The sequence below is a fragment of the Mesorhizobium sp. B2-3-12 genome (assembly GCF_006442205.1).
Classification (GTDB): domain Bacteria; phylum Pseudomonadota; class Alphaproteobacteria; order Rhizobiales; family Rhizobiaceae; genus Mesorhizobium.
In genome coordinates, this window is the sequence record NZ_VFVR01000015.1 from 1 (window position 1) to 12,253 (window position 12,253).

Genomic DNA, 12,253 nt, shown 5'->3' on the forward strand with positions numbered 1-12,253 from the left:
TTCCTCAATTCCTCAATTCCTCAATTCCTCAATTCCTCAATTCCTCAATTCCTCAATTCCTCAATTCCTCAATTCCTGAGTTCTCCCCTTGGCCTGTCGCGCTGTCGCCAGGCCGACGCCGAAGGTGGTGATCGCCATGCCGACGATCTGCAAGGCGTTGAGCTGTTCGTTGAACAGGGCCCAGGCGATGAGGGCGGTGACGGCGGGCACCAGATAGAACAGCGAGGCCACTTTCGACATCTCGCCGTCGCGGATCATCACCATCAACAGGAAGATGGCGCCGAGCGACAGCACCAGCACCAGCCAGGCCATGGCGAAGATCAGTTCGCCATTGATGACGACGGTGTGCGTTTCAAAGGCAAGCGCGGCCAGGATCATCAGCGAGGCGCCGCCGACATATTGCCACATGGTCGCGGCGACGAGGTCGCCGCCGGAAGCAAAACGCTTCTGCCAGATGGTGCCGGCGCTCATGCCGAGCACCGAAACCAGCGAGGCGGTCAGCGTCGCCGCAGTCACGCCTCCGCCGAGCGCCCCGAGTTTTGGCCACAGCACGATGACGATGCCGACCAGGCCGATGCCGAGGCCAAGCCAGTGGCGCGGCAGGATGGCCTCGCCCAGAAACTTGCCCGCAAGCACCGCGGTGATCAGCGGCTGCAGGCCGACGATCAGGGCCGAAAAACCGGCCGGCATGCCCCGATGAATGGCCCAGAAGACGGCGCCGAGATAGACGCCATGCATCAGCACGCCGGCGCCGGTGGCGTGCAGCGCCTCCTTGCTGGTGGCTCGTTTCGAGCCCAGCACAAGCGTCAGCAGGGCCAGCAGCACGGCGGCGATGATAAAGCGCGCGGCGAGGAAGGTGAACGGCTCCGCCCACGGCATGGCATAGCGCGCGCCGATGAAGCCGGTCGCCCACAGGACGACGAAGGTGGCGGGGATGAACCGCTTGAGGCTGTGCATGTTCCGGGACCGCCACACTGGTGAGAACTGACCGTGGCGATGCTCTAGTCCCGTTCAGCCCGCCGCGCAAAACGAAACGATTGATCCATGGGTCATGGGGACGATGAACCTGTCGGGATGCTCAGACGGTATTTTCTTGGCGACGCGGCCGTGTCTGTGGCAAAATAGCAATATGGACAGGATCGACGGCATTTCAGATGATCTCTTGCGGCGCATCGATGCGCTAACGGCCCGGTCGACGCTAACGCGTGCCCAGATCATTGAGGACGCGCTTGCGCGCGGACGCTCGCTCGCATGGCAAGAAAATTGGATCTCGGGCGTCCAGGCCGGGCTTGAAGAGGCCGATCGCGGCGAGTTCGCCACCGAGGAAGAGATTGCTTTGGTCCTCAATAAATACAGCACGGCGTAAGCCGGGCAATCATGCGCATTGTCTGGACCAGACGCTACCTGACTGAGCTTGAAGCTATCGGCGACTACATCAGCGAACACAATCCACGCGCCGCTGCCCGCATCGTCAAGGAGATCCATGGTAAAACCAGTCGCCTTCTTTCGGCGAATCCATTCATCGGCCGCACCGGCGAAATCAATGGTACACGCGAACTGGTCATCCCGAGCACGCCCTACATTGTCGCTTACCGCGTCAGGGATAAGGAAATCGAGATTCTCTTCGTTCAGCACGGTGCGCGACAATGGCCCAACGAACCTTGACCGCTTATAGCCCCACCATCCTTTCGACATCATCCGGCGAAGCCCCTGCGTCACGCAAGGCGGCGAGGCCGGTATCCCCGAGGCTCTTCGACAGTTTTCGCCCGTCCGGCCCAAGGATCAGCCGATGATGGAAATACGCGGGCCGCGGCAGCCCGAGCAGTTCTTGGAGCAGGCGCTGCACACCGGTCGCGGAAAACAGATCCTGGCCACGCACGACATGGCTGACGCCTTGCAGAGCGTCGTCCATGACGACGGCGAGATGGTAGCTGGTCGGGATGTCGCGGCGCGCCACGATCACGTCGCCCCAGTCCTGCGGACGCGCCTCCACGGAGCGCGTGGCGGAAAGCGTCTCATCGGTGAATTCGGTCCATGTGAGGCCCTTGCCGGCACGCGCCATGGCGGCGCCGACGTCCAGCCGCCAGGCGAACGGCGCGTTCCCGGCAATCCGCCGCTTGCGCTCCTTCATCGGCAGCGCCTTGTCGGCCGGGGGATAGAGCGGCACGCCGTCGGGGTCGCGCGGCCAGTCGCGGCCGCGCGCTGGGGTGTCGGCGATGAAAGCCCTGATCTCGCCACGGCTCATGAAGGCGGGATAGACCAGTTCCTCGCGGATCAGGCGCTCGAGCACCGTCCCGTATTCCGCAAAATGCTCTGATTGCCGTCGCACCGGCTTTTCCCAGGCCAGGCCGAGCCATTTCAGGTCGGCGAGCATGCCCGCCTCGAACTCCGGCGTGCAGCGCGTGATGTCGATATCCTCGATGCGCAGCAGCAGGCGGCCGCCTGACGCCTTTGCCAGCTTCTGGTTGAGCAGCGCCGAATAGGCGTGGCCAAGATGCAGTTGGCCGTTGGGGCTGGGCGCGAAGCGGAATGTCAGGAGCGTCATGTCTCTGGCGGCAATCGGGTTGTGCTGTGGTTTTGGCGGTTGCTACTTTGCGGCACATTCGCGGACAAGGATACCATGCAGCGCATCGCCACACTGGACGACGTTGAGCGCGGGCTCGATGCGCTTTGCATCATCGATCCCCGCCTGGAAAAGGTGCGCGGCATGGCCGGCGAGGTGCCGCTGCGGCTCTCGGAGCCCGGGTTCAGAAGCCTCGCCTCGATCATCGTCTCGCAGCAAGTTTCCCGGGCGAGTGCCGATGCCATTTTCGGCCGGCTGACGAAACTGGTCGATCCGCTGACACCCCAAGCGATCCTGGCCGCCGGCGAGGACATGTTTCGCGAGGCCGGCCTTTCGCGGCCCAAGCAGCGCGGCCTGATCGCGGTCGCGCAAGCCGTGGTCGACGGGCTCGACCTGCATCACCTCTGTTCGCTCGACGCCGGGGAGGCGATCACGGCAATGACCGCGGTGCCCGGCATCGGTCCCTGGACGGCGGAAGTGTACCTACTGTTCGCCGCCGGACACCCCGACATCTTCCCGGCGCGGGACGTCGCCCTGCAGAGCGCTGTCGGCCATGCGCTCGGTATCGACCCGCGCCCAGCGGAGAAAACACTGATCGCCCTGGCCGAATCATGGAGCCCGTGGCGAGGTGTCGCATCGCGGCTTTTCTGGTCCTATTATCGCGAAACCAGGGGCAGGGACGCCGCGCCGCCAGCCTGAATCCGCAAAAAAGCATGAAAATCATGCGTTTTTCGCAGTTAGGGCGAGTGACAATCCGCTTCACATCCCTGTCATGTCAGGCTTACAGTATCCGCGCCGAACGGTCGGGCTTTTGAAGCTGCACGCGGTCCTTTGCGAGAGTCGAAATTTCGATTTTCGAGGGCGTGTGCGAACCAAGGAGGTCAACAAGGTGACGGTTGCCGTATCTCCGGATGGGCTTCCAGCGCTGGTGCTGAATGCGGATTACCGTCCGCTCAGCTATTACCCCTTGTCGCTCTGGTCCTGGCAGGACGCCATCAAGGCGGTTTTTCTTGACCGGGTGAATATCGTCGCCGAATACGAGCATGCGGTGTCCTCGCCGACCTTTTCGATGAAGCTGCCGAGCGTGGTCAGCCTGAAGGCCTATGTGAAGCCGTCGAGGCACCCGGCATTCACCCGCTTCAACGTGTTCCTGCGCGACCGCTTCCAGTGCCAGTATTGCGGCACGCCAGAGGATCTGACCTTCGATCACGTCATCCCCCGCCATCGCGGCGGTGCGACGACGTGGGAGAATGTCGTCGCCGCCTGTTCGCCTTGCAATCTGAGGAAAGGCGGCATGATGCCGGCGCATGCCAAGATGTTTCCCCTGCAGAAGCCCTACCAGCCGACGGTGCATGATCTGCACAATAACGGCCGCCTGTTCCCGCCCAACCATCTGCATGAAAGCTGGATGGATTATCTCTACTGGGATGTGGAGTTGGAGCCGTAGAGTTCGACGCGATCGGTCAGCCACGCAAATTGTCGATCCCGGCGCTGCCCCCTCATCCGGCTGCCGCCACCTTCTCCCCGTATAGTGACTGGGAGAAGGGAACTGTCCGCGACGCCGGCACCGTTCTGCAACGTTGATGATTGGCGAAACCATTGACGACGGAATCTTTCTCCCCGTCATATACGGGGAGAAACGTCCGGTAGGACAATGAAGGGCGGCGCCGACCGCATGCAGGGCGGCGCGAGTTTTGCTTCGTGCCGACTGAGTCGTCAGTCGCGAGAAAGCGCGCCACGGAAGGCGACGGCGGCGAGGATCAGGCTGGCGATGGCGTTCCAGCCGGCCAGCGACAGGCCGAGAATGCGCAAGGCGGCCTTGTCGCAGGAGGGCGGCACGAATTTGTCGAGCGCGTCGAGCACGCCCTTGCCGCCGGTGTCGACCGGTCCGGCGCCCGCCGTGCAGTCGGTCGGGCCGGCCCACCACTGCCATTCGACGCCGGAGTGATAGACGCCGAGATAGAGGCCGTAGAGCATCAGGAGGCCGCCGATGGCCAGCAGGCCGCGCGTCAGCCATGCGGGCGCGCGCAGCATCGATGCGATCACCGCCAGCAGCATCAAGGGCACGCCGATGTAATAGGGCGTGCGCTGTTCCAGGCAGAGGTGGCAGGGGATATAGCCGCCAATGTACTGGAAGGCGAGCGCGGAGCCGACCGTCGCGGCCATGGCGACGGCGAGAAAGAGCGCTGCGCGCGTCCGCGGATTTCCGGTGCCGGCGGTCATGGTCGATGTCATCTCGGGGATCCGTTTGGTTGCGCTGCTATCCGTGGGCGTATCTGACGAGGATATAGAGCAAAATGAGGGCAACGGCGCCGGCGCCGACGATCAGCCCCAAACGCTTTTCGATGAATTCCTTGATCGATTCGCCATAGCGGCGCAGCAGCCAGGCCAGCAGCAGGAAACGGGCGCCGCGCGCGACGATCGCCAGCCCGATGAACAGCAGCAGATTGACGCCGATGACGCCCGACAAGATGGTCACCACCTTGATCGGCGGCAAATGGGCGGCACCGGATGTGATCAGCATCAGGATGATGAAGCCGATGCCGGACGAGGTGCGCAACTGTTCGAACTCGTCATACTTGCCGTAGAATTCGAGAATCGGCCGTGCGACAGCCTCATAGGCGTAATGGCCGATGAACCAGCCGGCGACGCCGCCCAGCACCGAAGCGACGGTGGCGATCAGCGCGTAGCGGTAGGCGCGATCCGGCCGCGACAGCGCCATCGGCAGATAGAGCACGTCGGCCGGCACCAGGAACACCGAGCTTTCGACGAAGGCGATCAAAGCCAGCCACCACTCGGCCGACTTTCGCGCCGCCAGCGACAAGGTCCAGTCGTACAATCCGCGAAGCATCGGCTCTCCTAGTGCATGTGGCCCAAAACCGCGCGGCCGCGCTGGACAAAGGCATGGATCAAACAAGGACGCAAAGCGCGCCGCGTCCACGTCTCCAGACGCGCCGCGCTTTGATGCGCCGCCTGTCTAGAAAGATTTTCCGCGCTGCACAATGGCAGCCCTATCGCGAAATCGAAAGGCGAAGATTGGTCGCATCCGGACGATCGCGAGAATTGGCCGTTGACGAACAGGCCTCCGACCGTATAGTCCGCGCCCATCCAGGCCGCCCGGCCTGAGCCCCTATGGCGGAATTGGTAGACGCGCTCGACTCAAAATCGAGTTCCGCAAGGAGTGCTGGTTCGATCCCGGCTAGGGGCACCACTGGACCTTCTTCGGGCCAGGAAATTCAACAGTAGCAAGGGCTTAGAAGTCCCCTGAGGTACGACGTACGGTACCGAGAGAGGGACAGTTATGGTCAATGTGACGATGAAGTATTTGCAGGAGCGGCAGGGCAAGAAGCGCGGGACGTTGTCCTACCGATACCGCCGCCCGGTGCCGGGGGGCTCAAAGAGCATCTTGGAAAGGGCGAGTTGGTCGTGCCGCTGGGCAAGACGCTTGTCGCGGCGACGAAGGCCTACGGCAAGGTCGACAAAGAAGTTGAGAAGGCGCTCGCCGAAGCGTGGGACGCCCTCAATGGGAAGACGAAGGCGGCGAAGGTTCAGCAGGACAAGACGGCGCGCGAGCTATTCAACGATGCGATGGATCGGGCACGAGACCTTGGGGTCAACCCCTATCGCCATGATGATGACGACAGCGATGATGCCGACGACGAGGTGCGGGAGCTGATAGCCGATAGCGTCGCGAAGCAGTACCGCCCCAGCTACCGGGCGGAGGGCGGAGCCTATGCGACCGATGTTGATGAGCCGGACGAGCCGGCAGGGTTGACGAAGGCAGACGCGGCATTGCTCCGAGTAATGATGACGCCCGACCCCAAGGCCCCTCCTGTGACCATCATGGACGCCAAGAAGCGTTATCTTCAGGACCGCTTCGCCTTGAGGGAGCCGGGCGAACTGGAGCGGAAGAAGGACGAGCAGCGCGCGGAACGGGCGGCGGACGCCATCGTCGAGGCGTTGGGACGAGTGCCGACTATCGCAAGTATCTCGCGTGAGGAGGCCCGCAAGGTACAAGCGTACCTTAAGGGCAGGGTGGCTGCTGGGACGGTGGACCGCTATCTCAACGACGTTCGGTCAATCATCAACCACGCGATTGCCGAGTTCCCGGACCTCCACGAGTTGAAGAACCACTTCACTGGGCTGCCGATCCTCGCGGGTGGTCGTTATGGCGGGCCCACGGCAGATGAAGAAGGAAGGCCCCTGACGGTCGAGGAGGCGACGGCAATCCGTGACAGGATCGAGAGACTGTCCAGACAACCCGACCTCATCCTTATTTGGAGGATGCTGGAAGGTACCGGTTGCCGTCTTGCGGAAGTGACCGGTCTTCGGGTTGTGGACGTCGTAGCGGATGGCGAGATGCCTTACCTCGACATCAGGCCCCATGGTCGGCGGGGTCTCAAGACCGTGGCGTCAATCCGCAGGGTGCCGCTTGTGGGTGACGCTCTCGAGGCGACCCGTGCGGCTCTCAAGTTGATAGGCGAAAGTGACATGCTGTTTCCGCGCTACGGCGTTGAAGGTGGCAACACATCAGCCTCAGCGGCGCTCATGAAGCACGTTCGGGAGATCACCGACGATAAGCTGGCGAGGGTGCATTCGCTTCGGCACAACATGGCTGACAAGCTCAAGATTGCGGGGATCGAAGAGGCTGACCGGAAGCTGGTTCTTGGCCACGCATTGGGCGGCGAAGGGAAGCGTTACGGTGGGGCCGAGGGCCGGCTTGTGGCGGCGACGAGGGCGCTGCGGAAGGCTATGGACATCACGGGATGCGGATCTGCCTAGGATGCCGACCGCGCAAATGCGGAGGAGCTTCAGGGCGCTGCCACGATGTACCGAAGAAATGCCATTCCCTGCGTGGCAGACATGATGGCCAAGTCGATAGGAGCTTCGTGAATTTGGGCCAGCGCTGCACCATGGCGGAAGGGGTGTGCCGAGTGAACCCAAGCCTTGAACATTTCCATGGCGCGATCAACCTTGTCTTGAGCTTCAGCGTAGCTCGCATACCTTGCCATCAAGATCGGCTTGAGGTGAGCATCGATCGACTGGGCATTCAGCCTGTTGACGGTTGGTTGGTTGATCGCCACCAAGAAGGCGCTTTCGACGGCCTCGAAGACCCCCCGGATGAGGGCCTTGCCGCTTTGGCGACCGGGGTCCAGGTGGGAGAGAGCTTCGTCGAGAGCGTGGCTTGCCGCTGCAAAGCGTGGCTGCCCCAGTCCCGCGAGCGCGGTTTCAGAAATGCGCGCAAATTCCTCATCCACCAAATAGTGAACCCCGAGAGCGTCGTCTATTCGGTAGTGAAGGCCCTCCTCAGCGATGATCCTACGGGCGGTCGCATGTGCTCGTTGTTGGTTCAGTTGTCCCCGTGACTGCGCCAACCTGAGAACCAGCGTTATCCCGCTCAGCACGTCGATTATCCCCGCCCGTCTCCAAAAATCTCCATGAAGAGCATAGCCACCCGGCGTCCTTGGATACTCGATGCCAAGCAGCCGTTCGACTTCAGTGACGAAATTGGCCTGCTGGTCTGGGCTTAAGAAATCTGTAAAAAACACCAAGAGACGCTGGCGCGCCCGAGCACTGTCTGCCAACGGAACTGGTTCCCTGACATAGTTTCTGCGAAACAAAGCCCCTTCCACAGGAGGGAGTGCCATCACAAAGCTCCTCGACTTTCTCCTGCAACCTTTAGTGTTTGTGAGTGCTGTTGCCGATAGCTGATCGACTTCGCCCACCGAAATGTTTGAGAAAAAAGTTCGCGCGGGTGATCGAATATTCAGCATGCGCCACGGCCCCCCGTACCCCGTCCACTTCCACTACACGGAGACCGAGAGGTTCCCTCGGGATCGACGGCGGGAATACCCTCACCACCAGGCCCATCCAACCCCCCCCGCCATTCTGACCCACAGTGGACCTTGATCTCGTACCTAATTCTCAAGTACAAGGTACACAGAACGAGCCCATTGGCTTGTGATGCATGGGATAGGATGTCAGAGAATGACCACGGCAGTTGCATACCTTCGGACCTCCAGCCGGACCAATGTCGACGGCGACAGCGCGCCTAGGCAGCGGCAAGCTATCGAGGAGTACGCCAACCGGCACGGGCTGGCGGTGGTGGAGTGGTTCCACGATGCGGCGGTGAGCGGGGCCGACCCGATTGACACGCGCCCCGGCTTCCAACACCTCCTTGAGTACATGGCCGGCAACGGTGCGCGGGTGATCCTGATCGAGAACGCCAGTCGGTTTGCACGTGACCTTGCGGTGCAGATCGCGGGCCACAAGCTCCTGCAGGGTCTCGGCTATGAACTGATCCCAGTCGACGCGCCGGATAGCTTCACGAATGACACGCCGACCGCTGCGATGGTGCGGCAGATACTCGGGGCCGTGGCTGAGTTTGAGAAGGCGCAACTTGTGGCGAAGCTCAGAGGCGCGCGAGACAGGGCCTCGAAGGCCGCTGGGAGGCGCGTCGAGGGCAACCATGGTTACCGGGTGTCCAGCCCGGAGTTGATCCGGGAAGCCAAGCGGCTGGCCCGCAAGAGCCCCAAGACGGGCAAGGCAAGGAGCCTGCGGGAGATCGGAGCGGAACTTGCCCAGATGGGCTATATGACCTCGAACGGACAGCCGTTCTCGGCATCTCAGGTGCAGCGCTTAGTCGAGACTAGGTAGCCACAGTCGGTCGCACCCGCTACTGGGACGACGTAGCAGGCGGTTTCTGGCCAAGCGGAAAGGACGCGCCTTGCTCACTTCCGACGCTTGGCGTGGAAGATCAACTCGAGCGCGCTCGGTACGTCAGCCTCGCTGGTCACCTTGAAAAGGGTGTTGCCCCGGTCATCCTTGATCGGCAGCTTTGCCATGCTCTCAAAATGCTCAACTGGCCCACGAATGGTGATCGAAAGCTGCGCGACCCGGGGCTGAATGATGACGTACCAAAAGTTGTCTGGGGTTTCGCTGAAGTTGCGAGCAAGACCGCGCTTCAGTTCACCCTGCGCACGCTGACGCACCCCGTCCAACAGCGCTGCCGCTGCCCGCTGCATGGGCAGAGGGAGTAGGTCTTTGACCAACGAAAGAAACTGCCGGTCGCCGGGGGCATAGGTCGACACGGGGGTTGCATTGCGAGACGTGGACGCGGCTTGACCGCGCGATGTCGACGTCTCCGCCGCGATGGCGATTGCCTCGGGTTGTGTCCCTACATTCAGGGCAACGGCGTCATCCACATCGAACTGTAGGGTTTGCGCCTTGGCGTCGAAGTTGCACGCTTTGACGACAATTACGCTGCGGTGACCGATAGAGGTCGGGGCAGCTCCAAATAAACGGACCTGATGCGGAGGCATCTGGAAGGTCCAGAGGCCGGGGCCGACACCGGCTGCGTGCGTTGCTGTGATCATCAGTCCCATTGGTAACTCCCTTCAGTTAATTGTCTATCTGAGCAGATAATCTGCAGTTAGTCAACATCAGAGCGCTGGCTCATTAGTGGGTCGCGTCTGGTCAGGGTGGCTGCGTGTGGTTGCTCACCATCATGATCGCTGTTACACGCCCTTGTTCTGGCTACAGCGGGGTGGTCATTTTGAGTGGAGCAACGTTGCGAAACTGGGCAAGGAAGCGTGAGCGAAAGAGTGAGGTCAAGTCACGGGCAGGGGAGCCGAGCAACATGTTCAGCCGCTGCAGGGTCGTGGGCTGCTCCAGACCGGCCCGTGCGGGCATACAGGACGGCTTGGACACGCGCTTCTGCCGTTCCCATGCGGATCACTACGCGCGCCACGGGAGCGCCTATAAGCCGTCTTACGAGGCACGAGAGATCAACCCATACCGGGCTGCTGCACTGGCATGGCTGGAGGCGAACCAGAGCGACACCTACGTAACAAATGCAGTCGATCGGGTAGCGACGCTTCTGCGGACTGCGGGACCTCACGTGGAGGCTTTCCGGTTGCGCGGGCTGTCACCACAAGAGCGCGCTAATGCCGCCTGGGCGAGGCTGCGGAAGGCCGGCGTCGATCCACGTCGCGTAGTCGCTGCGTGGCTGGCCGTCGAGATGATCATTAGGGACGACCCACAAGCCGAGCGGAAGGCCGAGTTCAGGCAGGTGCAGGGCGCCAAGCTCATTCATCGGATGGCGTCTGGGACGCACAAGAGGTGGGGCGATGGGGCGACCGCGACCGAGCTGCACGTCTATCCGAGGCCGCGCGGAAGGGTCCTGAGGCACATGGGCGAGGCGCTGGAGAAGGCATGCGAGCTTCTCGTCGAGCATCGCGCCTCCGACCTGTTCAAGCGGTCGTCGAACTGATGGACGAAGACGGGGAGGCGGACGCGCGGGCCATCAGCGAGCCCGCTAACAGTTCGGCCGACATCCAGGAGACAGAGCCCAGATCGTCGACGGTGTGGATGACCTGCGAATGCGTCTTCTGCGCCAATGAGCGACGCAGGCAAGGCTTCGATCCTGAGCCCGAAACTGCTGAGCAGAGCCGCACTCCAGACCGCGAAGCGATGGACCGCTACCGTTCTCGGTTGCTGCCGGGGTCGCTTGGAGAGAACCGCGACTGGTCGATCCTGATGGCTGGCCGGCGGTTCGTCGGCGGCAAGCCCATCGACTTCAAGGATATCGTCCAGCGGGTCTATCGGGGAAAGGCAAGGCGCGCGCTCTATTCCAACTTCGGGGCAACCCAGGCGTCCCTTGATGGTGCCTCTCACGTGGATGCTCTCGACGATGGCATGGACAACTTCGGGTCGGTGGGCAACGAATGGCTCACGATCACAGCCTATGGACAGTCGAAGGGCATGGGTGGTCGAAGGGCTCGGGATGTGATGAGCAGCCTCCATCTCCTCCAGCCTGAAATCGAGGTCCGTTCGGCCCCATGCATAGTTGACCCAGCCGAAAGCGAAGGCGGATGGCTGAACAAGAGTAGTGAAGATTGGCTTGGGGCCACCAAGCCCGACTACCGCACTACGGAACGCCTTGCCACCTGGGCACTTCAGGCCGGCTTCGGCAGACGGATGAAATCCCGAGCAGGGATTGAGTTCGATGTCCTGTCACCGGACGGCGTGGCATGGCTCGATGCCCGTTGGCCGAAGTCCGTCGAGAAGCTAAAGGCAAAGCGCGGCCGTCCGTCGACATTGCGGGAGGAGGTCCGTCGCCTTCTCGATGAAGGCAAGACCCAGGCTGAAATCGCCCGGCTTCTCGGAAAGTCCCGGCAGATCGTGTCGCATCACTTCAAGGCACTTGTGGCCTCATGACCGAGTGTCAAACAATTCCGGGTCTTCACTAAGATATACACCTAAAGGCCACATGCTGGTTTGGGGAAGACCTCAGAATGGGTGACCACCATTCCACATGATCATCCTCCAATCAGCAGTTACATCTTCATTGGATCTTCACGGGAAGGCTTCGGAACAGCTTGGAACGAGGGCACCGAAGGCCGACGTGAAATGAGGTGAAGATTGACCGAGGGTGATGGGATGACGAGGTCGACCCTCACAACGCGAGCAGAGCGAGCCTGGAGTGAAGGGAGAGGACAGATCATGAGTGCCTACCTTCCGGTAGGAGGCTATGATGGTCTTCCTCTCGTAACCCTCGGCAGGGCTCGCTCCTGCTCGCCAGAGATGGATGTGTCTTCCAGGATTTCTGAAGCCCCAGGTCGACCAGAAGAGGACCTCATAGCGACCCAGCATGGATGCTGGTGACCATGAGCGGTACTTCTGGTGCCC

General features: G+C 61.8%; 14 protein-coding genes and 1 tRNA gene. 9 read left to right on the top strand and 6 right to left on the bottom strand.

From position 1 onward, the window contains the following. Positions 1–60: 60 nt before the first annotated feature. Positions 61–957 (bottom strand): DMT family transporter, encoded by an 897-nt coding sequence (locus FJ948_RS27570; protein WP_140710053.1) that lies wholly within the window; start codon positions 955–957, stop codon positions 61–63. Between the two features lie 172 nt (positions 958–1,129). Here FJ948_RS27570 and FJ948_RS27575 point away from each other — a divergent pair, with 172 nt between their 5' ends. After that, on the top strand, positions 1,130–1,366 hold the full coding sequence (locus tag FJ948_RS27575) for a ribbon-helix-helix protein, CopG family (RefSeq protein ID WP_140710055.1): 237 nt from the start codon (positions 1,130–1,132) through the stop codon (positions 1,364–1,366). 11 nt (positions 1,367–1,377) lie between these two features. Continuing rightward, entirely contained in the window at positions 1,378–1,665 is a 288-nt protein-coding gene (locus FJ948_RS27580) for a type II toxin-antitoxin system RelE/ParE family toxin (RefSeq protein ID WP_140710057.1), read from the top strand. Positions 1,666–1,669: 4 nt separating this feature from the next. On the opposite strand, the gene gluQRS is transcribed toward FJ948_RS27580, so the two are convergent. After that, a complete protein-coding gene (gluQRS, locus tag FJ948_RS27585) occupies positions 1,670–2,545 on the bottom strand; it encodes a tRNA glutamyl-Q(34) synthetase GluQRS (protein ID WP_140710059.1) in 876 nt (291 codons plus the stop codon). Positions 2,546–2,620: 75 nt separating this feature from the next. Here gluQRS and FJ948_RS27590 point away from each other — a divergent pair, with 75 nt between their 5' ends. Together FJ948_RS27590 and FJ948_RS27595 are read left to right on the top strand one after the other, a co-directional pair. Then, positions 2,621–3,262 (top strand): DNA-3-methyladenine glycosylase, encoded by a 642-nt coding sequence (locus tag FJ948_RS27590; protein ID WP_140710061.1) that lies wholly within the window; start codon positions 2,621–2,623, stop codon positions 3,260–3,262. Positions 3,263–3,452: 190 nt separating this feature from the next. Next, on the top strand, positions 3,453–4,010 hold the full coding sequence (locus FJ948_RS27595) for an HNH endonuclease (RefSeq protein ID WP_027031236.1): 558 nt from the start codon (positions 3,453–3,455) through the stop codon (positions 4,008–4,010). 269 nt (positions 4,011–4,279) lie between these two features. On the opposite strand, the gene FJ948_RS27600 is transcribed toward FJ948_RS27595, so the two are convergent. Both FJ948_RS27600 and FJ948_RS27605 read right to left on the bottom strand, forming a co-directional pair. Then, a complete protein-coding gene (locus FJ948_RS27600; protein WP_140710063.1) occupies positions 4,280–4,798 on the bottom strand; it encodes a disulfide bond formation protein B in 519 nt (172 codons plus the stop codon). 25 nt (positions 4,799–4,823) lie between these two features. After that, positions 4,824–5,414 carry a YqaA family protein gene (locus FJ948_RS27605; protein ID WP_140710065.1) on the bottom strand — a complete coding sequence of 197 codons (591 nt, stop codon included), beginning with the start codon at positions 5,412–5,414 and terminating at the stop codon, positions 4,824–4,826. A gap of 275 nt (positions 5,415–5,689) precedes the next feature. Between FJ948_RS27605 and FJ948_RS27610 the strand changes: the two genes are divergently transcribed. Continuing rightward, positions 5,690–5,774: transfer RNA gene (locus FJ948_RS27610), tRNA-Leu, on the top strand. A 215-nt stretch (positions 5,775–5,989) separates the two neighbouring features. After that, positions 5,990–7,345: a tyrosine-type recombinase/integrase gene (locus FJ948_RS27615; protein ID WP_246677642.1), complete on the top strand. Its 1,356-nt coding sequence runs from the start codon at positions 5,990–5,992 to the stop codon at positions 7,343–7,345. Positions 7,346–7,374: 29 nt separating this feature from the next. Here the strand turns inward: FJ948_RS27615 and FJ948_RS27620 are convergent, their stop codons facing one another. After that, a complete protein-coding gene (locus FJ948_RS27620; protein ID WP_140710069.1) occupies positions 7,375–8,337 on the bottom strand; it encodes a hypothetical protein in 963 nt (320 codons plus the stop codon). Positions 8,338–8,551: 214 nt separating this feature from the next. Here FJ948_RS27620 and FJ948_RS27625 point away from each other — a divergent pair, with 214 nt between their 5' ends. Next, complete coding sequence (locus FJ948_RS27625) at positions 8,552–9,220, top strand: recombinase family protein (protein ID WP_140710071.1); 669 nt, start codon at positions 8,552–8,554, stop codon at positions 9,218–9,220. Positions 9,221–9,294: 74 nt separating this feature from the next. Here the strand turns inward: FJ948_RS27625 and FJ948_RS27630 are convergent, their stop codons facing one another. Next, positions 9,295–9,948: a hypothetical protein gene (locus FJ948_RS27630; RefSeq protein WP_140710073.1), complete on the bottom strand. Its 654-nt coding sequence runs from the start codon at positions 9,946–9,948 to the stop codon at positions 9,295–9,297. Positions 9,949–10,265: 317 nt separating this feature from the next. Between FJ948_RS27630 and FJ948_RS27635 the strand changes: the two genes are divergently transcribed. Beyond that, positions 10,266–10,835 carry a hypothetical protein gene (locus FJ948_RS27635; RefSeq protein ID WP_246677641.1) on the top strand — a complete coding sequence of 190 codons (570 nt, stop codon included), beginning with the start codon at positions 10,266–10,268 and terminating at the stop codon, positions 10,833–10,835. Further along, the gene (locus FJ948_RS27640; RefSeq protein WP_140710077.1) at positions 10,835–11,782 is read left to right on the top strand and encodes a helix-turn-helix domain-containing protein; all 948 of its coding nucleotides are present in this window, start codon (positions 10,835–10,837) and stop codon (positions 11,780–11,782) included. Before FJ948_RS27635 ends, FJ948_RS27640 begins: the two co-directional genes overlap by 1 nt. The last annotated feature ends 471 nt before the right edge of the window (positions 11,783–12,253 follow it).